Origin of the sequence: Streptomyces aculeolatus (assembly GCF_020400605.1) — a bacterium.
Lineage (GTDB): Bacteria > Actinomycetota > Actinomycetes > Streptomycetales > Streptomycetaceae > Streptomyces > Streptomyces aculeolatus.
Window position 1 is genome coordinate 26,619 of record NZ_JAINRD010000022.1, and the last position, 18,360, is coordinate 44,978.

General features: G+C 75.8%; 15 protein-coding genes. 6 read left to right on the forward strand and 9 right to left on the reverse strand.

Annotation, left to right across the window (positions count from 1 at the left end; translation table 11 throughout):
• Nucleotides 1-71: 71 nt before the first annotated feature.
• Complete coding sequence (locus LG396_RS29355) at nt 72-824, forward strand: SDR family NAD(P)-dependent oxidoreductase (RefSeq protein ID WP_145900999.1); 753 nt, start codon at nt 72-74, stop codon at nt 822-824.
• Nucleotides 825-951: 127 nt separating this feature from the next.
• The gene (locus LG396_RS29360) at nt 952-2,286 is read left to right on the forward strand and encodes an ABC transporter substrate-binding protein (RefSeq protein WP_225797089.1); all 1,335 of its coding nucleotides are present in this window, start codon (nt 952-954) and stop codon (nt 2,284-2,286) included.
• A 61-nt stretch (nt 2,287-2,347) separates the two neighbouring features.
• On the opposite strand, the gene LG396_RS29365 is transcribed toward LG396_RS29360, so the two are convergent.
• Entirely contained in the window at nt 2,348-3,817 is a 1,470-nt protein-coding gene (locus LG396_RS29365; protein WP_225797090.1) for an aminotransferase-like domain-containing protein, read from the reverse strand.
• A gap of 82 nt (nt 3,818-3,899) precedes the next feature.
• Here LG396_RS29365 and LG396_RS29370 point away from each other — a divergent pair, with 82 nt between their 5' ends.
• The gene (locus LG396_RS29370; RefSeq protein ID WP_308190139.1) at nt 3,900-4,721 is read left to right on the forward strand and encodes a DMT family transporter; all 822 of its coding nucleotides are present in this window, start codon (nt 3,900-3,902) and stop codon (nt 4,719-4,721) included.
• 119 nt (nt 4,722-4,840) lie between these two features.
• Complete coding sequence (locus tag LG396_RS29375; protein ID WP_026276344.1) at nt 4,841-5,419, forward strand: TerD family protein; 579 nt, start codon at nt 4,841-4,843, stop codon at nt 5,417-5,419.
• Here LG396_RS29375 and LG396_RS29380 read toward each other — a convergent pair.
• Nucleotides 5,406-6,719 carry an MFS transporter gene (locus tag LG396_RS29380; protein WP_225797092.1) on the reverse strand — a complete coding sequence of 438 codons (1,314 nt, stop codon included), beginning with the start codon at nt 6,717-6,719 and terminating at the stop codon, nt 5,406-5,408. The genes LG396_RS29375 and LG396_RS29380 overlap by 14 nt on opposite strands.
• A gap of 213 nt (nt 6,720-6,932) precedes the next feature.
• The gene (locus tag LG396_RS29385) at nt 6,933-7,721 is read right to left on the reverse strand and encodes an MBL fold metallo-hydrolase (protein WP_225797093.1); all 789 of its coding nucleotides are present in this window, start codon (nt 7,719-7,721) and stop codon (nt 6,933-6,935) included.
• 86 nt (nt 7,722-7,807) lie between these two features.
• On the opposite strand from LG396_RS29385, the gene LG396_RS29390 reads away from it, so the two are divergent.
• Nucleotides 7,808-8,407 carry a CGNR zinc finger domain-containing protein gene (locus LG396_RS29390; RefSeq protein ID WP_225797094.1) on the forward strand — a complete coding sequence of 200 codons (600 nt, stop codon included), beginning with the start codon at nt 7,808-7,810 and terminating at the stop codon, nt 8,405-8,407.
• Here LG396_RS29390 and LG396_RS29395 read toward each other — a convergent pair.
• Together LG396_RS29395 and LG396_RS29400 are read right to left on the reverse strand one after the other, a co-directional pair.
• Nucleotides 8,374-8,919 carry a SigE family RNA polymerase sigma factor gene (locus LG396_RS29395; protein WP_225797095.1) on the reverse strand — a complete coding sequence of 182 codons (546 nt, stop codon included), beginning with the start codon at nt 8,917-8,919 and terminating at the stop codon, nt 8,374-8,376. The genes LG396_RS29390 and LG396_RS29395 overlap by 34 nt on opposite strands.
• Nucleotides 8,920-9,095: 176 nt before the next feature.
• Nucleotides 9,096-10,106 (reverse strand): peptidoglycan-binding domain-containing protein, encoded by a 1,011-nt coding sequence (locus LG396_RS29400; protein ID WP_225797096.1) that lies wholly within the window; start codon nt 10,104-10,106, stop codon nt 9,096-9,098.
• Between the two features lie 426 nt (nt 10,107-10,532).
• Here LG396_RS29400 and LG396_RS29405 point away from each other — a divergent pair, with 426 nt between their 5' ends.
• Nucleotides 10,533-11,633: a glycoside hydrolase family 5 protein gene (locus LG396_RS29405; protein WP_225797097.1), complete on the forward strand. Its 1,101-nt coding sequence runs from the start codon at nt 10,533-10,535 to the stop codon at nt 11,631-11,633.
• Between the two features lie 95 nt (nt 11,634-11,728).
• On the opposite strand, the gene xynA is transcribed toward LG396_RS29405, so the two are convergent.
• The 4 genes from xynA to LG396_RS29425 form a co-directional block, all read right to left on the reverse strand.
• Entirely contained in the window at nt 11,729-12,415 is a 687-nt protein-coding gene (xynA, locus tag LG396_RS29410) for an endo-1,4-beta-xylanase XynA (protein WP_037742753.1), read from the reverse strand.
• A 264-nt stretch (nt 12,416-12,679) separates the two neighbouring features.
• The gene (locus LG396_RS29415) at nt 12,680-15,208 is read right to left on the reverse strand and encodes a bifunctional serine/threonine-protein kinase/ABC transporter substrate-binding protein (protein ID WP_225797098.1); all 2,529 of its coding nucleotides are present in this window, start codon (nt 15,206-15,208) and stop codon (nt 12,680-12,682) included.
• Between the two features lie 15 nt (nt 15,209-15,223).
• Nucleotides 15,224-17,440, reverse strand: coding sequence for a bifunctional serine/threonine-protein kinase/ABC transporter substrate-binding protein (locus tag LG396_RS29420; RefSeq protein WP_225797099.1), 2,217 nt, complete (start codon nt 17,438-17,440; stop codon nt 15,224-15,226).
• The gene (locus LG396_RS29425; protein ID WP_225797100.1) at nt 17,440-18,294 is read right to left on the reverse strand and encodes a hypothetical protein; all 855 of its coding nucleotides are present in this window, start codon (nt 18,292-18,294) and stop codon (nt 17,440-17,442) included. The genes LG396_RS29420 and LG396_RS29425 overlap by 1 nt, the downstream gene beginning before the upstream one ends.
• Nucleotides 18,295-18,360: the final 66 nt, after the last annotated feature.

Sequence of the window (18,360 nt, forward strand, 5' to 3'; positions counted from 1 at the left end):
CCGACGACGACCTTCGACGACCGACGACAACCGACGACGGCGACAGCCGTGTTCGACAAGTGAGGACCACCATGCTGCTGAAGGACAAGAACGCCCTCGTCTACGGTGCCGGCGGCATCGGCCGCGCCGTCGCGCTCGGCTTCGCCCGCGAGGGGGCGGCCGTGCACCTGGCGAGCCGGACCCCCGCCCGCCTGGAGGCCGTTGCCGCGGACGTGCGCGACGCCGGGGGGACCGTGTCGACGGCCGTCGTCGACGCCCTGGACGAGGCCGCCGTCGACGCACACGCCGACGCCGTGGCCAAGGAGGCGGGCAGCGTCGACATCTCCATCAACCTCGTCTCCGTGGGCGACGTGCAGGGCACGCCCCTGGCCGAGATGGCGCTGCGCGACTTCGAAGCGCCCGTCCACAACGCCGTGCGCACCACCTTCCTGACGTCGAAGGCCGCCGCCCGGCACATGATCCGGCAGAAGTCCGGCGTGCTCCTGACCTTCGGCGGCGTCGGCGACCCGATGCAGGGCTACTTCATCGGCGGCTTCCAGGTCGCCCTGAGCGCCGTGGACATGCTGCGCAAGCAACTGGCCGCAGAACTGGGCCCGCACGGCGTGCGCGTCGTCGGCCTGAAGACCGGCGGGATCCCCGAGACCATCCCGGACGGCTTCGAGGCCCGTGAGGAGCTGGTCGCCTCGCTCACGGAGCCGACGATGCTGGGCCGGACGGCGACGCCGGCGGACGTCGGCAACGCCGCCGCCTTCGCCGCCTCGGACCGGGCCGCGTCGATCACGGCGTCGGAGCTGAACATCACCTGCGGCGCGATCGTGGACTGACCGCCTCACGGCAGCCGAAAAATGTGCAGATGGGATGTCTTCGGGAGCGCTCCCACGCTACGCTCCCAAACCCAGGCCGCGCCCCGTCACCGGGAGGGGCGCGGCGGCGGTTTCCCGGGGGAGTCCCATGCGCACACGCTCACGCACCAGTACCCGCACGTCCCGTGCCCTCGCCGCCGCGGTGGCCGCCGGCCTCCTCGCCGGCTGCGCGCTGCTCGACGGCGGCTCACCCGCCGCCGCGCCGGACGCCGGCGCGGGCGGCGACGGCGGGCCCGTCACGCTGACGGTCGGCGTCTTCGGCGTCTTCGGCTTCGAGGAGGCCGGGCTCTACGACGAGTACGAGAAGCTGTACCCCGACGTCACCATCGAGGAGAGCGCCGCACCCAGCAACGAGGAGTACTACCCGGAGCTGCGCGCCGCCCTCGACTCCGGCCGCGGGCTGGCCGACATCCAGGCCGTCGAGGTCGGCAACATCAGCGAGGTCGTCGCCACCCGCGCCGACCGGCTGATGGACCTCGGCACCGCGACCGGCGTCGACGAGGGCGCCTTCCTGCCCTGGAAGTGGGACCAGGCGACGACCGACGAGAACAAGACCGTCGGCCTCGGCACCGACATCGGCCCCATGGCCGTCTGCTACCGCAAGGACCTCTTCCGCGCCGCCGGGCTGCCGACCGACCGCGAGGAGGTCGCCGCGCTGTGGTTCTCCGACTGGGAGAAGTACCTCGCCGTCGGCGCCGACTACATGGCCGAGGCCCCGGAGGGCACCGCGTTCGTCGACTCGGCGGCCGGCGTCTACAACGGCTCGATCAGCAGCTTCCCCGTCCGCTACTTCGGCCGCGAGGGCGAGGCCATCTACAAGGACAGCCCCGCCGTCGAGATCTCCTGGGACCTGGCGATGCAGGCGGCGCAGGGGGAGATGACGGCCCGGCTCAAGCAGTTCACCCCCGCCTGGGACGAGGGCTTCGCCGAGGGCGCCTTCGCCACCGTCATCTGCCCGTCCTGGATGCTGGGTTACATACAGGAGAAGGCGGGCCCCGCGGCCGCCGACAAGTGGGACATCACCACCGCGCCCAAGCCCGCCAACTGGGGCGGCTCGTTCCTCACCGTGCCCGAGGCCGGCGAGCACAAGGAGGCGGCGGCGCGGCTCGCGGCCTGGCTGACCGCGCCCGAGCAGCAGGCCCGGCTCTTCGAGAAGCGGGCGAGCTTCCCCAGCTCGCAAGCGGCGTACGAGCTGCCGCAGGTCGCGGACGCCACGCACCCGTACTTCAACGACGCACCGACCGGCGAGATCTTCTCCATCGCCGCCAAGAGCATCCCCACCCTCGAACTCGGCGCGCAGGACCAGCCGATCCAGCAGCAGATCACCGACGCCGGCATCCTGCCGGTCGAGCAGCAGCGGCTGACGCCCGCGCAGGCGTGGCAGGCGGCGGAGCGGAAGATCGACGAGCTGCTGGACCGCTGACACCGCGGGATTTGCCGCCGTGTCCCCTCTGCCCCGGCCCGCGGGCCGGGGCAGAGGGGACTCAGCCCACGTCCGCGAGCGGCGAGTCGGCGGGGAACGCGCGGCGCAGCCGGCGCACGCCGTCGCGCAACTGCGCCGGACCCGTACTTGCGGCGTAGCTCAGCCGCAGGTGCGGCGCAGGCGCCTCGGCGGTGAAGTACGGCGCGCCGGGCGTGACCGCGACGCCGTGGCGCAGCGCCGCCGCGGCCACGGCCGCCTCGTCGGCGCCGTCCGGGAGCCGCAGCCACAGGTGGTAGCCGCCGAGCGGCGGGCGCTCGGGTACGAGCCCGGGCAACTCCGTGCGCAGCGCGGCCAGCACGGCGGTGCGGCGCTCGCGCAACGCGTCGGAGAGCGACCGCTGATGGCTCGCCCAGGCGGGGGAGCCGACGAGTTCGAGCGCGGTCTCCTGCAGCGGGCGGGGCACGAAGAGGCTGTCGACCACCAGGCCCGCGCGCAGCCGCTCCAGCACCGGCCCCCGCGCCGACAGCGCCCCGACGCGCAGGCTGGGGGAGGCGGCCTTGGTCAGCGAACGGACGTGCACCACCACGCCGTCCGGGTCGTCGGCGGCCAGCGGCGGCGGCACCGGCGCGGCGTCCGCGTGCGCGAGCCGCCGGGCGAAGTCGTCCTCCACGACGAACGCCCCCGCGGCCCGCGCGGTGCGGAGCACGGCCGTGCGCCGCTCGGGCGCCAGCACGGCGCCGGCGGGGTTGTGGAACAGCGGCTGGCAGACGAACACCCGGGCGCGGGTCGCGGCGAACGCCTCGGCCAGCAGGTCGGCCCGTACGCCGTCGGCGTCGAGCGGCACCGGCACCGGCCGCAGCCCCGCCGCGCGGGCGACCGCGAGCAGCCCCGGGTACGTCGGCGACTCGACCAGCACCGGCGAGCCCGGGGCGGCCAGCGCCCGCAGCGCGGTGGTCAGCCCGCTCTGCCCGCCGGCGGTGACGAGCACGTCGGCGGGGCCGAGCGAGCCGGCCGGGCCGCCGATGTCCCGGGCGAACCAGTCGCGCAGTTCGGCCAGCCCCTCGACCGGCGGCCGGGACCAGGTGCCGGGGCGCCGGCCGGCCCGGGCCAGCGCCCCGGCCAGCGCGCGCTCCGGGCGCAGCGAGGCGTGCGGGTAGCCGCCGCTCAGGTCGACGACCTCCGGCGGCGGCGCGGCGAGCGTGGCCAGCACCCCGGCGGCGTCGGCACCGCGCCGGCCGGTGCCGAGGGCGGCGTGCGGCGGGTCCGCGGTCAGGGCCACCTCCTGCCAGGAGACGTCGCCGGGCGCGCGAGCGGCCCGGCGGGCCGGGGCCTTGAACACCCCGGCGCCCGGCCTGCTGGCCACCAGGCCCTCGGCGGTCAGCGCGGCGATCGCCCGGGAGACGGTCACGGGGCTCACCCGGTGCTGCGTCACGAGCGCCCGGCTGGACGGCAGCTTCTCGCCCGGCGAGTAGCGCTTCAACTCCTCACGCAGCGCCGCGACCAGCTGGGCGACACTGCTACTGTCGTTCATGACAGCACAAGATAGCGCTACCCGTCCGGCGGCGATAGCGGCGGCACCGGTCCGCACCGGCACCGCCCTGGCGGCCCTCGCCGTGGTGTCCTTCTCCTTCAGCTTCCCCGCCACCGTCTGGACCCTGGAGGGCCTCGGCCCCTGGACGGCGACGGGCGTACGCGGCCTGCTGGCCGGTCTGCTCGCCGCCGGCTGCCTCCTCGCCGCCCGCGCCCCTGTCCCCGCCCGGAGCGACCGCGCCGCGCTGCTGACCGTCGCCGGCGGCTGCGTCCTCGGCTTCCCGCTGCTGACCACGCTGGCGCTGCAGACCTCCACCACCGCGCACTCCGCCGTCGTCATCGGCGTACTGCCGCTGGCGACCGCCGCCTGCTCCGCCCTGCTCACCGGCCGCCGCCCGTCGCGTACGTTCTGGACCGCCGCCGGCACCGGCGCCCTCGCGGTGCTCGTGTTCACGCTGAGCCGGAGCCGTGGCCTGCCGGGCGCCGGCGACCTCTACCTGTTCGGCGCGCTGCTGCTCTGCGCCGCCGGCTACGCCCAGGGCGGCCGGCTCGCCGGGCACCTGCCCGGCTGGCAGGTCATCGCCTGGGCCTGCGTGGCCGCCCTGCCCGCCACCGCCCTCGTCGCCGCGCTGGCACTGCCGCGGGAGCCCGTGCACATGACGGGGCAGTCGGTGGCGGGACTCGCGTACATCGCGGCGGTCGCGCAGTTCGGCGGGTTCGTGCTCTGGTACCGCGGCATGGGCGTGATCGGGGTGCCGCGGGCGAGCCAGATCCAGCTCGCCCAACCCCTGCTCACCCTCGTCTGGTCGGTGCTGCTCATGGGCGAACACCTCGCCCCCCTCGCCCCGGTGACGGCGGTGGTCGTCCTGGCCTGCATCGCCGTCACCCAGCGGGCGCGTACCTGACGGCGGGCGCCCCGCGCGGCCGCCGGGCACCGTCCCGTACGGCGTACGACGGAACGTGTCCGGACGTGTGCCCACCGCCTGTAGGGTGGCGAAGGGACATCAGAGGTGGAGGGGTGATCGTGGGAGTTTCCCTGGCCAAGGGCGGCAACGTCTCGCTCAGCAAGGAGGCACCGGGCCTGACGGCCGTGACGGTGGGGCTCGGCTGGGACGTGCGCACCACGACGGGCGCGGCGCACGACCTGGACGCCTCGGCGCTGATGTGCGGCGCCTCCGGGAAGGTGCTGTCCGACCAGCACTTCGTCTTCTACAACAACCTCACCAGCCCGGACGGTTCGGTCGAGCACACCGGCGACAACCTCACCGGCGAAGGCGACGGCGACGACGAGTCGATCAACGTGGACCTCAGCCTGGTGCCGCAGCAGGTCGAGAAGATCGTCTTCCCGGTGTCCATCCACGACGCCGATCTGCGCGGGCAGAACTTCGGCCAGGTCAGCAACGCCTTCATCCGGGTGGTCAACCGCAGCGACGGCGTCGAGCTGGTCCGCTTCGACCTGTCCGAGGACGCCTCGACCGAGACCGCGATGGTCTTCGGCGAGCTGTACCGGCGCGCGGGGGAGTGGAAGTTCCGCGCCGTCGGCCAGGGATACGCCTCCGGGCTGCACGGCATCGCCACCGACTACGGCGTCAACGTCGGCTGACCCCGCCCGACGCGGCGACGGCCGCGGGCACGACGGCGAGCGCGAGTATGCCGCCGCCGATGGTCAGCAGCGGATAGCCGGCGCCGGCGACCACCGCCCCCGAGGCGAGGCCGCCGCCGGCGCCCGCGGCCGAGATCGCGACGTCCACCAGGCCCTGGGTACGGGCCCGGGTGGCGGGTGCGACGGCGTCGGTGACCATCGCCGTACCGCTGACGAGGCCCAGGCTCCAGCCCAGCCCCAGCAGCGCGAGGGCCACCGCGAACACGGCGGTGGACTCGGCGGTGGTGGCGGCGACCAGCCCCGCGGCCAGCATGGCGAGACCGGCGGCGACGGCGACCACGAGCGGCCCGCGGCGGTCCACCAGCCAGCCGGACAGGGGCGCCGGCAGGTACATCGCGCCGATGTGGACGGCTATCACCAGGCCGGAGGCGGCGGTGCCGTGGCCGTTGTCGTGCATGTGGACCGGCGTCATCGTCATGATCGAGACCATCACGAGCTGGGTGACCACCATGACCAGCGCACCCGGCAGTACGCCCGGACGGCGCCGGCCGGACTGACCGGACGACGGCTTCGTGCCCGTCGCCGTGTCCGCATTCGGCTCCCTGTCCGGGCCCCCTGCCGCGGCGGCGGGCGCCGCGGCGGCGTGCTCCGCCGCGTCGAGTTCGCGCGCGAGCAGCAGCGGGTCGGGGCGTAGCCACACCGCCAGCACCAGGGCGGCGGCGCCGTACGCGGCGGCCGAGACGAGGAAGAGCCCGGACAGCCGCGGCACGCCGAGCGCGACGCCCAGATCGCCCGCCGGCACCGCCAGGTTGGGGCCCGCCACCCCGCCCAGCGTGGTGGCGACGAGCACGGTGGACACGGCGCGGGCGCGGTACGCGGGCGTCGCCAGATCGGCGCCCGCGTACCGGGCCAGGAGGTTCGTCGCGGTGCCCGCGCCGTAGACGACCATCGCCGTGAACAGCAGCGCCGAACTGCCCGCGACCGCCGCCGCGACGACGCCCGCGCTGCCGGCGGCGCCGGTCAGATATCCGGCGGCCAGCCCGGGGCGGCGGCCGTACGCGTCGGAGAGCCGGCCGATGACGGCCGCCGCCAGCGCGGCGCCGGCGGTGGCGAGCGCGCCGAGCAGCCCGGCCAGGCTCGTGGAGCCGAGCATGTCCTGTGCGAGCAGCGCGCCGTTGACGACTCCCGCGGCCAGGCCGGCGCCGCTGAGCACCTGGGCGGCGAACAGGACGGTCAGGGCACGGCGTTGCGCGCGGGCCCGCGTACCGACGGCGGGCGGGACGGGCGCGGTCGTGGTCACCTGGGGTTCCTTCGGTCGAGGGCGCGACAGGGCGCGCGGGGGCGGCCGGACTGCGCCGACGGTACGCGGCGCGCTCCCGCGGTACGGCGGGCGGGGTGCCGGCCACGGCCGGCGGACCTGCGCCTACGCCCCGGGGCGGCCGGTGCGGGCCCGGCCGCCCGGCCGGGACGCGCGCCCGCCGGACGGCCGCAGGCCCGGACGGCCCGGGACGGTTCAGCCCCGCCGCCCCCAGTCGAGCCGGTCTCCAATCCCGGCCGCATCGAAGGCGGCGGCCAGCTCTTCGCGGCCCTCGGTGAAGTGCGACCAGCTGTCGTAGTGGACGGGCACGACCCTTCGGGCACCGAGTACCCCGGCCGCCTCCGCGGCCTGCGCGCTGTCCAGCACCAGCGGCTCCCCGTCGAAGAGCACCGGCACCCGCGGTGCGCCGGCGAACAGGATCGCGGTGTCCACCGGGCCGAACCGCCCCGCCGTCTCGGCCACCGCCGCCGGCGAGGCGTTGTCGCCGCTGACGTAGACGACGGGCAGCCCCTCGCCGGTCAGCACGAACCCGACGACCTCGCCGAGCGCCGCCTCCACGACCGCGCGCGGCTCCGGGCCGTGCACGGCGGGCACGGCGGTGACCGTGACGGTACCGCCGCCGGGCCGGTCCAGCTCGGCCGTCTCCCAGTCGGCCAGCCCCCGGGCCCCGGCGCCGAGCCGCTTGCCGCCGCCCGGTGTGGTCAGCGTCAGCGGCACGTCCGCGAGCAGCGCCCGGCCGGACTCGTCGAGGTTGTCGGGGTGTTCGTCGTGGGAGAGCAGGACCACGTCGATACGGCCCAGCCCCGCCGGCGCCGCCGCGGGCGGCGCGGTCTTGGTCAGTGCACCGCCCGGCACCTCGTAGTCGCGGGGCTGGTCGAAGGTGGGGTCGGTCAGGAAGCGCAGACCGCCGTACTCGAAGAGGGCGGTGGGCCCGCCGAGGACGCGTACGGGGAACTGCGCGGCGGTCGTGCCGGAAACGGCCATGAAGAACCTCACGGATGGCAGGTGATTTATCCGTGAGGAACCATAGCCGTGCCTCACGGATGACGGCAACCCGTACCATGAGGCGTATGCCCGAGAGCCCGACCGGCGACTTCGTCGCCACCCCCGCGCCGGGAGCGGAGGACTATCCCTCGCTCGACTTCGTCAACAGCGCCATGGCGCTGCCCGGCGGGCACTTCGCCGACCTCCTCGGCACCCCCGCGGGCGCCAACCGCTGGCTGACCGGGCACGGCCTCGCGCCGGCGGACGCCGGGATCCGGGAGATCTGCGCGGCACAGCTGCGCTCCCTGCGCGAGCACCTGCGGGTGCTGTTCGCCGCCCGCGCCGACGGGCTGCCGGCCCTGCCGGCGGCGCTGGCCGCCGTCAACGACGCGCTCAGCCGCGCCCCCACGGCCGCGCTGCTGTACTGGGACGAGAAGAACGGCCCGTACCGCGCGGCGCCGTGCCCCACCAACGAGATCCTCGACCGGGCGCTCGCGGTCCTCGCCGCCGACGCCGCCGACCTGCTGACCGGTCCGGACGCCGAGCGCCTCACCCCCTGCGGCTCCAGCCCCTGCAACCGCTACCTGCTGCGCCACGGCCGCCGCCACTGGTGCTCCACCCGCTGCGGCGACCGCGCCCGCGCCGCCCGCGCCTACGCCCGGCGCACCCGCCCGAGCGTCGGCTGAGCGCCGCCGCCCAGCGCCTGTTCCAGCTGGGCCACGCCCTTGGCGGTCTGGCTCTTGACGGTGCCCACGGAGATGCCGAGGGTGTGCGCGGTCTCGCGCTCGGAGAGGTCGAAGGCGTGCCGCAGCACCACGCAGGCGCGCTTGCGGAAGGTCAGCCCGCGCAGCGCCTCGCGTACGTCCACGACCGCCGGCACGTCCGGTCCTTCGACGCGCTCGTGGCTGTCGGTCCAGTACAGGGCGATGCGGCGGCGCTCGCGTACGGCGCTGCGGATGCGGCTGCGGACGAGGTTGGCGACGACCCCGCGGGCGTACGCGGCCGGGTGGTCGGCGGCGCGTACCCGGTCCCAGCGGTGCCAGAGCGCGACGAGCGCGTCGGCCGCCACGTCGTCCGCGCCGTCCGCCTCGCCGCTCAACGAGTTCGCCAGGCGGGCGAGTTCGGCGTAGTGGTGCTCGAAGAACTCACGGAACTCCGCGGTCGCCGCGGTGTCTCGGCCGGCGCTGGGTATGCCCACGGTGGCCTCTCCTCGCCCTCGCGTGTCCAGGCCCCTGTTCACGTCGTGAGCCATCGTTCAAGATGGTGAACGCAATCTAAGGCAGGGCGCCCCGGGCGGCAACCCCCGCGGCCGCACGGCCGGTTCGGCCCACCGCGCGCCGGGGGCGGTCGCCGCTTCCGCGGGGGCGGGCGGGCTCAGGGCTCGTCCGTGCGCGACTCCAGTTCGCGCCGGGTCTCCGGTCCGTAGACGCCGCGCTCGTCCTCGTCCAGGCCGTTGACCGACTGGAAGGTGCGCACGCTGGTGCGTACGCCGTCGTCGTACGCACCGTCCGCCGGCTGCAGCAGCCCGAGCCCGACCTGGCGCAGCCGGTGCTGCAACTCGGCCACCTCGGCGCCGGAGTCGCCGGGGCCGAGCACCGGGGGGCCGGTCGGAGCGGGCGCGTCGCCGGTGGGGGAGGAGGACGGCGGGTGCGAGGTGCCGTCCGCGGGCGGGGCCGTGGGGGCGACCGAGCCGATCTGCCCGTTCGCGCGGCCCGGCGCGAGGTCGTCCGCCGGATCATCCGCGGGGTCACCGGCGGCCCCGCGGCCGTCCGGGGGCGCGTACCCGTCGCCGCCGCGGTCGCGGCCGGCGCGGTCGTCGGGTGCTGCCCCGCCGCCGCCGGCCGGCGGTGCGCCGCCCCCGTCGTCGCCGCCCAGCGGGCCGCCGTCCGCCTCGCCGCCGCCGGACGGCGCCGCGCTGACCCCCGCCGGCCCGCGGCCCGCGTCGTCCGACTCGTCGCCGCCGGTCAGCAGTCCCGCGGTGACGATCAGCCCGGCGATCACCGCCGCCGCGCCGCCGCCCGCGAGCAGCAGCCCGGTGGGGCGTGCCCGCCGCCCGCCGCGGCCCGCGGCCGTCTGCGCGGCATCGGGCCCGGGCTCCGTGCTCCCGACGTGTACGACCGCGCTGCCCGGCACCGGCTGCGGCAGGAACGCCGCGCGCGGCACCGGCAGCAGTTCCGTACCCGGCCCCTGTCCGCCGCCGTCCACGTCCTTCTCGCCGCCGGCCTCGGCCGCCTGCATGACGTACGGTCTGATCAGCCGGGGCTCGGTCCGCTGCCCGGTCGTCGGCGCGTCCGATTCCTGCGCCGCGTCCGCCGCGCACGCACAACTCGGCCTGTCGTCCTCCTTGAGCGGTGCGAAGCACCGCGGACATCCGTCGGATGGCACTGGCGTTCCCCTCCAGTTCGATGCCGACGATTATGCAAGCAGGTGGCGGTTCGTGCGGCCGATTCGCCCCCCGTCAGCGGCCGATTCGCTCGGTCGAAACGGCACACGTCCCGCGCAATCCGTCGCATACTGGCGTCGCCCCCCTCCAGGCCGAGCTGCCGGGCAGCCGGCCGTACCGGAGGAGGACCGCGTGGACAACGACCGCACTTTCGGCGTCACCGCCTGGATCATCGCGCTGACCATCGCGGTCGTCGCGCCGCTGGCGCTGGTGTTCTACCTCGTGCTGTAGCCGGCCGACTGCCCGCTCCCCGGGCGTAGTTAGGAAAGTTTCCTTCCAGTCTTGACGGCGCGCGGAAAGGACCTTAGCTTTCCGGCCACGCCCATCCGCGCGCCGGATGGCACACCCCCCAAAACTGGAGACCCCCCATGCGAAGGACCAAGCCCCTCCTGCTCGGTTCCGCCAGCGTCGCGGCCGCCGCGCTGCTGTTCGCCCTCACCCCGCAGCTCAGCGCCGGAGCCGACGAGGGCCGGGCCGCGGCCGGCCGCGACGCCGGCGAGTCCGGCGGCGCGAGCGCGGACCGGGCCGCCGCCCGCGCCGCCGCCCCGGCGGGCTCGCCCGTCGCCGAGAACGGCCGGCTGGCGGTCTGCGACACCACGCTCTGCAACGAGCAGGGCCAGGCGGTCCAGTTGAACGGCATGAGCTCGCACGGCACCCAGTGGTACGAGCAGTGCCTCACCGACGGCTCCCTCGACGCCCTGGCGCAGGACTGGGACGCGGACGTGCTGCGCGTGTCCACGTACGTCCAGGAAGACGGCTACGAGACCGACCCCGAGCGGTTCACCGCCCTCGCCCAGCGCGTCGTCGACCAGGCCGTCGAGCGCGGCATGTACGCCGTCATCGACTGGCACATGCTCAGCCCGGGCGACCCCAACGCCAACACCGACCTCGCCAAGCGCTTCTTCACCGACATGGCGACCCGGTACGCGGACCAGCCCAACGTCTTCTACGAGATAGCCAACGAGCCCAACGGCGTCGGCTGGGGAGCGGTCAAGTCGTACGCCGAGGAGATCATCCCCGTCGTCCGGCAGCACGACCCCGACGGCGTCGTCCTCGTCGGCACCCGCGCCTGGTCCTCCTTCGGCGTCTCGGACGGCGCGGACGAGCGCGAGGTGATCGACAACCCGGTCGACGCCGCCAACATCATGTACACCTTCCACTTCTACGCCGCCTCGCACGGGGACGAGTACCTGCAGACGCTCTCCCGCGCCGCCGACGAACTCCCGGTGTTCGTCACCGAGTTCGGCACCCAGAACTACGCGGGCGAGGGCGCCAACGACTTCGCGATGTCGCAGCGGTACCTCGACCTCATGAAGGAGAAGGGCATCTCCTGGACCAACTGGAACTTCTCCGACGACTTCCGCTCGGGCGCGGTGTTCAAGGAGGGCACCTGCGACGGAAACGAGTGGTCGGGCACCGGCGTGCTGAAGGAGGCCGGCGTCTGGATCCGGGAGCGCATCAAGGAGTGACGGAGCGAGCGCGCCGCGAGCGCGCGACGACCGCGGGACCGGCCCGGTGCGGGCCGGTCCCGCGGCCTTTCCCCACCTGCGGGACGCCGGTTCCGTCAGCCGACGTTGATGTTGGAACTGCCGCTGCTCTGGTAGCCCTCGGTCGCCATGATCATGTAGTAGCTGAAGTTGCCGAGCTGCATCCCGGCCCGCGACCAGGCGTCGAAGTGCGCGCCGGTGTTGATCGTGCCGCCCACCCGCCTGGACCTGTTGACGCTCCAGAACTGCGGGAAGGTCTTCGTGCCCTCGACGGACGGGGCGTTGTACCGCATCGTGTGGTACAGGTCGTACGTGACGCCGTCGCTGCTGACCGAGCCCCGGTTCTCGCCGGTGGGCCGGTAGGTGCCGTAACTGTCGACGATGTAGTACTCGACGAGCGGGTTCGAGGTCCAGCCGTAGAGGCAGAGGTAGCCGTTGCCGGAGGGGCTGAAGCTGCCGGAGTAGCCGACGTTGCGGCGGCTGCCGTTGCTCCAGCCCTTGCCGCAGACGAAGTTGCCGGTGTTGCGCCACGAGGTGCTGTAGTTGCCGCCGTTGCCGAGCGTCATCGAGACCGTGCCCTGCGCGTCGGTCCAGAACGAGTAGTAGTACCCGTTGTGGGTGCCGGTCTGGTTGGTCGTGATGGTCTGCGCGTGCGCTGCTCCCGCGGGCAGGAGCGTCGCCGCGGACGCGCCGAGGGCGACCGCGCCGGCGCGGCCGACGAACTTTCGGCGGCTTACGCCGTGGGGGGTGCCGTTCGTGTTCATTCTTCCTCCTCGTGACGGCAGGTACGCGTGCCTGCCGCCGGGCCAGGGTGGCGCCGAACGGGTCGTGCGTCAGTGTTGGACCGGAGGGAAGTGCTGTCAACAGTTTCGGCGCTGATTCCGAAACATTACTTCGAGGTGGTGCCGGGCTTGCTAACTAACCTTGCAGCTCAGGCTGTTGTGCGGGGAGGAGTGGCAGCGGGGGTCCGCTGACGATGCGTTATGAAGATCCCGTTCGGAGAGGCAGGGGTCGAAAGTTTCGGGTGATTACGTGACCTGGTCGTGGCGGCCGAGGAAGCGGAACGCCCCCTCCCGGGCCTCGTACAGGAACGCCGCCTTGCCCGGCTGGAGCGTGTGCGTCAGATCCCGGGTGAAGCGCAGCGGCTTGGCGACGCCGGCGTGGTTCATCTCCACGATCCGCTCCGCGATCTGGCCCCGCACGATCTCCGCGCCGCCGCCCAGGGCGTCGAGCGCGGCGGCGATCAGGCCCACGGCGTCGTACGCCTCGGCCGCCCAGCGGGGCGGTGCGGCGTCGTACCCCTCGCGGTACGCGGCCGTGAAGTCGTGGGCCGCCGCCGACTTCGCCTGCTCCGCCGCCGTGTACGGGGCGCCGAACACCCAGCCCTCGGCAGCCGTCCCCGCCGCACGCAGGAACGCCGGCCGCATCATCGGCTCGAAGGACGTCCGCGGCCCGTCGAAGCCCGCCCCGGCGAGCGCGCGTGCGCACGCCGCCGCGCGCTCCGCGGAGGCACCCGCGTAGACGACCGCCCGCGCATCCCCGGCCAGCGCCTCGGCGACGGCGGAGCCGAACCCGGCAGACGCCGCCACCTGGTGGAAGCTCACCTCGCCCTCTGAGGGCGGCGCCTCGCGCAGGGTCGTCAGGACGCTCCGGGCCGCGTCCCCCGCCGCCCGGTCGTCCACGACGGCGGTCCGCACCACCCTCCGCACCCGGCTCAGGTAGTCGAGTACCGGATGCGCCTGGTACGCGCCCGACACCCGGGTGCCGACGAGCGACGGGGCGTCGGTCCTGTCCACGTCGGCCGCGTCGGTGTCGACCGACACGTTCACGGCCGCCATCGACTCCTCCCCGTACAGCGGGGCCGCCGCGCGCAGCGTCTCGACCGTCGTCGGGCCGAGCACCGCGCGCACCGCGCGCTCGCCGAGCACCTCGCGCACCACGTCCCGGGCCCGGCGCGCCTCCCCGCCGTCGTCGTACGTGGCGAGGGAGAGCCGGAAGCGCACGTCGTCACGGGCGTTGTGCCGCGCCACGGCGAGCCGGGCGCCGCGTTCCTGGGCGATGCCGGCGGCTTTCTGATCGCCCGTCAGGGCGGCGTGCAGGGCGATGGTGTGGGTCGGCAGGTTCCGCGTGGTGCCGCCCTTGTCGCCGGCGCCGCCACGGGTGGCGAAGAGCGCGGCCGCGCCGGCCCCCGAGGCGGCGAGCACGGCGGCGGCCGACCCGCCGACGACGAGGAACCGGCGGCGCGAAGTCCCCTGCCCGCCCGCGGCGGTGGTGTCCACCGCCTCGGGCACGGCATCGGCGAGCGCGGTCTGCCGCGGGGGCGGGTCGAGCGCCCCGGCGGACCGCTCGGCGACGAGCCGCAGCACGGGGGAGGGCAGCCAGTCGCGCGGGTCGGCGGCGGGCGCGGGCGGCGGGGCGGTCGGGGCGCCCGGGGGGCGCGAGCCGGGGGCGCGGGGCCGGTCCGCGGCGCGTACGCCGGGCGCCGGTTCGTCGGCGCCGCCCGGGGGCCGGGGGTCCGGCGCGGGCCCCCGCTCCGCCACGCCGTGGTCGGCGGCTTCCGTGCCCTCGTACGGCAGCGTCTCCGACGCCGGTCCGGCCGTGCCGTCCCGCAGCACGCGCGTGTCCGCGTCCGGCGGCGGTGGCACCGGGAGCCGCGGGTCCACGGGCCCTCCGTCCGGCCCCGCGTCCGGCGCCGCGTCCGGCCCGTCGTCCGCGGTGGCCGTGCCCGGCCCCAGCGCGGCGGCCGGTTCCGCGGCGAGGGAAGCCGCCAACTCCGCCGCGGCGGGCCGGTCCTGCGGATCCTTCGCCAGGCAGCCCGTGATCGCCGTCCGCAGCCCTCGCGGCAGTCCCTTCAGACCCCGCAGGTCCGGTTCCTCGTGGACGGTCCGGTACAGCACCGCCGCCGGGTTGCCCGTGCCGTACGGGCGGCGGCCGGTGGCCGCGTACGCCAGCACGCACCCCAGCGCGAACACGTCGCTCGGCGGCCCCGCCCGGCCGCCCGCCCTGATCTGCTCGGGCGCGAGGTAGCCGGGCGTGCCGATCACCGCGTCCGGCGCCGTCAGCGCGGTCGCGCCGGAGTCGTGCGCGATGCCGAAGTCGATCAGCCGCGGCCCGTCGAGCGCGAGCAGTACGTTGCCCGGCTTGACGTCCCGGTGCACCAGCCCCGCCGCGTGCACCTCCGCCAGCGCCTGCGCCAGCCGCGCGCCGAGCGAGGCGACGGCGTACGGCGGCAGCGGCCCGTACCCGTCCACCGCCTCCACCAGCGCGGGACCCGGCACGAACGCCGTGGCCAGCCACGGCGCGCGGGCCTCGGCGTCGGCCGCGGTGACCGGCACCACCCAGCGGCCCGCCAGCCCCGTCGCCAGCCGCACCTCGCGCCGGAACCGGGCGCGGAACGCCGGGTTCGCCGCGTGCTCCGGCCGGATGACCTTCAGCGCCACCAGCGCGCCGTCGCCGCCGCGCGCCAGGTAGACCACGCCCATCCCGCCCGCGCCGAGCCGGGCGAGCAGCCTGTGCCCGCCCAGCTCCTCCGGGTCGTCCGCGCGCAGCGCCCGCATCGTCCGCCCTCCCCGTCAGGAGCCGGGGAGCGCCACCGGGCCGACGTAGCCGAACCGGCCGTCCTCGACGCGGAAGTGGTGGATCGGCCCCTGCTCGATCTCCCGGCTGTCGCTGAACCTGTACGTGGCCGTCAGCCCCTTGAAGCGGGCCGCGGGCAGCGACGCGGCCAGCGCCGCCCGCGTCGGCCTGCGCCTGCCCTTCTCCGCCAGGGCGGCCAGCCGGTCGGCGAGCAGCCGCGTGACGTCGTACGCCTCCGCCGCCCACGGCCCCGGCGCGGAGCCGAACCGCTTGCGGTACGCGGCGGCGAAGTCCCGTACGGCATCGGCGTCCGCGCCGACGTACGGCGTCAGCGCCTGCCAGCCCTCCGCCGCGTCGCCCCCCGCGGCCGTGAACGCGCCGCCGGCCGCGGGCTCGTCGAGGAACCGCGGCCCGTCGAAGCCCCGCTCCGCCAGCTCCCGCGCGACCGCCGCGGCGCGCTCGGGCGTGCCGGTGTAGTAGAAGCTGTCCACGCCGTGGTCGATCATGTCCGCCACCACGGGACCCAGGGCCTCGGCGCCCGCGGCGGCCGGCACGACGCGCAGGTACAGCGCCAGCTCCGCGCCCGCCGCCGCGTTGTGCGCCATGCTGCTGTGCTCGAAGCCGCGGATCGCGCCCGCCCGGTCGGCGAGCAGGCCCACGTTCTGCGCCCCCTGGCCGAGCAGCGTGAACACGGTGGTGAAGGCGGCCCGGGCGCTGAGCGCCGTGGTGTGGAAGTACGTCTTCGGCTCCCCGGCGAGCGCCGCCTGCGCGGCGCTGAACGAGCCCTCCGAGACCGTCAGCAGCGGCATCCCGGCGCCGTCGTAGGCGCTCAGGGACGCCTGGGCGGAGGCGTAGCCCGTGGGGCCGATGACGGCGAGCACGTCGCGGTCGCCGATCAGCCGGCGGGCGGCGGTCAGCGCCCGGGCGGGGTCGCCGCCGTCGTCGCGGACCTTCAGCTCCAGCGTGAACGGGGCCTTCTCGCGGGCGTTGAACCGGTCCACCGCCAGCCGCGCGGCCCGCTCCTGCGCCGCACCCGCCGCCTTCTGAGGGCCCGTCAGATCCGCGTGCAGTCCGAGGGTGCGGCGCGGGCCGCTCGCCTCGGCGGGCGGGTCGCCGTCGTCGCGCAGCGCCGCCCACAGCGCGGTGCCGCCGCCCGCGGCGAGGAGCACGGCGCCGCCGCCGGCCAGCGCCAGGACCCGGCGGCGGCCGGGCCCCGCGCTCCCCGCGGCGACGGTGGTGTCCAGGCCGCCGCCGGTGTCCGCATCCGCCGCGCCCTCCGCGTCCCCCGCGGACGTCGCCGAGACCTCGGTCGGCTCGACGCCCGGCAGTTGCAGCATCTCCGCCGACCGCTCGGCGACCATCCGCACCACCGCGTCCGGCAGCCAGTCGATGCCGCCCTCCGGCGCGTCCGCCTCCAGCGCGGTGTCCAGCTCCGCCGCGGAGGGCCGCTCGCCGGGGTCCTTGGCCAGGCACCGTACGAGGAGCGCGCGCAGCCCGTCGTCCGTGACGCCGTCGAGATCCGGCTCGTCGTGCACGGTGCGGTACAGCAGCGCGTCCGCGGCGCCGGAGCCGAACGACGGCCGGCCGGTGGCCGCGTACGCCAGCACACACCCCAGCGAGAACACGTCGCTCGCCGGCCCGACCGGCTGCGCCCGCGCCTGCTCCGGGGAGAGGAAGCCGGGCGTGCCGACGACCATGCTGTCCGACGTCAGCTCGGTCTCCTCGGCGGCCGTGGGCCGGGCGATGCCGAAGTCGATGAGCCGCGGGCCGTCGAGTGCGAGCAGCACGTTGCCGGGCTTGAGGTCGCGGTGGACCAGGCCGGCGTCGTGCACCGCGGCGACGGCGCGCGCGAGCACCTTGCCCAGCACCCGTACGCCGTGGCCGGGCAGCGGGCCGCACGCGGCGACCGCCTCGGCCAGCGCCGGGCCCGGCACGAACGCCGTGGCCAGCCACGGTGCTTCGGCCTCGGTGTCGGCGTCGAGCACCGGCACCACCCAGGGGCTGGCGACCCGGCGGGCGGACGCCGCCTCGCGGCGGAACCGGGCCCGGAACTCGGGCTGTTCCGCGTACTCGGGCTGGATGACCTTCACCGCGGCCGGCGCGCCGGTCCGGGTGCGGGCGAGGTAGACCACGCCCATGCCGCCGGCGCCGAGCCGGCCCAGCAGCCGGTTCCCGCCCAGGTGAGCGGGGTCGGAGGGGAGCAACCGCTCCATCAGTCGCCCTCCTTCGCACCCGCGGAGCCGGTATCGCCGTCGCCGCCCGCGTCCTCGCGGCCGACCGCGCCCTGGGCCCGCTGCATCATCGTCACCAGCGGCTCGACGCTCATGCCCGCCACCTCCCCGGGCGAACTCTTCTCCCCGGCGCACACGGACACGCCGACGACCACGGGCCCGAACGTCGACTGGTCCCACGTGTACGGGTACGGCCCGCCCCGGCTGTCGCTGACGCACTCGCCGCGCTCCGACAGCGAGTCGTCGCTCGTCTCGTTGGCGCCCTCGCCGCGCGCGAGCGCCAGCGACGTCAGGCCGGTCAGCCGCTCACCCGCCCGCAGCGTCTGCTCCGGGCAGCCGACGGCCTCCTCCAGCATCCGCGCCTGCTCCCACGCCGCGTCGAGGGTCGTGCGGTGCACGGTGACGGTGGCGGAGAGCGCGACGGGACCCTTGCCGTCCGCGGCGGGTATCTCGAAGTAGCGGGTCCGCGTGGCCAGTACGTCGTCCGGCAGGTCCTCCGTCCGCCACGCGCAGTCCTCGGCGAGCACGGTCCAGCGCGCCGGGTCGCTCTCGTACGGCGTCGCCCGCACCGCGTCCGGGCCGAAGTGCTCCGGCCCGGCGATGACGTCCTCGACCAGCCGCCGCGCCTGCGCCGCGGTCCGCGGGATCCTGCCGGGGTCCGCCTCCGGCGTCGGCTCCGGCGCGGGCGGCGCGTCGCCCTTCGCGTCCGCGCTGCTGCTCGCCGAGCCCTTCGACTCGGGCTCGCCGCCGCTGTCGCACGCGGCGGCGCCCGCCAGCAGCACCGCGGCTAACGCCGCCGGGACGCCCCGGCGGCGCACACGTCTTCCGTACGCCATGACTCCCACCCCCTGCCTCCGCGGCCGCCCGGCCCGGCAGGCCGGGCGCCGCGAGGCGGCCACCCA

What these genes read in the sequence shown, in the direction of transcription:
- LG396_RS29425 (WP_225797100.1), bottom strand. Translation starts at nt 18,294, where the DNA reads ATGGCGTACGGAAGACGTGTGCGCCGCCGGGGCGTCCCGGCGGCGTTA.
- LG396_RS29420 (WP_225797099.1), bottom strand. Translation starts at nt 17,440, where the DNA reads ATGGAGCGGTTGCTCCCCTCCGACCCCGCTCACCTGGGCGGGAACCGG.
- LG396_RS29355 (WP_145900999.1), top strand. Translation starts at nt 72, where the DNA reads ATGCTGCTGAAGGACAAGAACGCCCTCGTCTACGGTGCCGGCGGCATC.
- LG396_RS29365 (WP_225797090.1), bottom strand. Translation starts at nt 3,817, where the DNA reads ATGAACGACAGTAGCAGTGTCGCCCAGCTGGTCGCGGCGCTGCGTGAG.
- LG396_RS29415 (WP_225797098.1), bottom strand. Translation starts at nt 15,208, where the DNA reads ATGCGGGCGCTGCGCGCGGACGACCCGGAGGAGCTGGGCGGGCACAGG.
- LG396_RS29360 (WP_225797089.1), top strand. Translation starts at nt 952, where the DNA reads ATGCGCACACGCTCACGCACCAGTACCCGCACGTCCCGTGCCCTCGCC.
- LG396_RS29405 (WP_225797097.1), top strand. Translation starts at nt 10,533, where the DNA reads ATGCGAAGGACCAAGCCCCTCCTGCTCGGTTCCGCCAGCGTCGCGGCC.
- LG396_RS29385 (WP_225797093.1), bottom strand. Translation starts at nt 7,721, where the DNA reads ATGGCCGTTTCCGGCACGACCGCCGCGCAGTTCCCCGTACGCGTCCTC.
- xynA (WP_037742753.1), bottom strand. Translation starts at nt 12,415, where the DNA reads ATGAACACGAACGGCACCCCCCACGGCGTAAGCCGCCGAAAGTTCGTC.
- LG396_RS29390 (WP_225797094.1), top strand. Translation starts at nt 7,808, where the DNA reads ATGCCCGAGAGCCCGACCGGCGACTTCGTCGCCACCCCCGCGCCGGGA.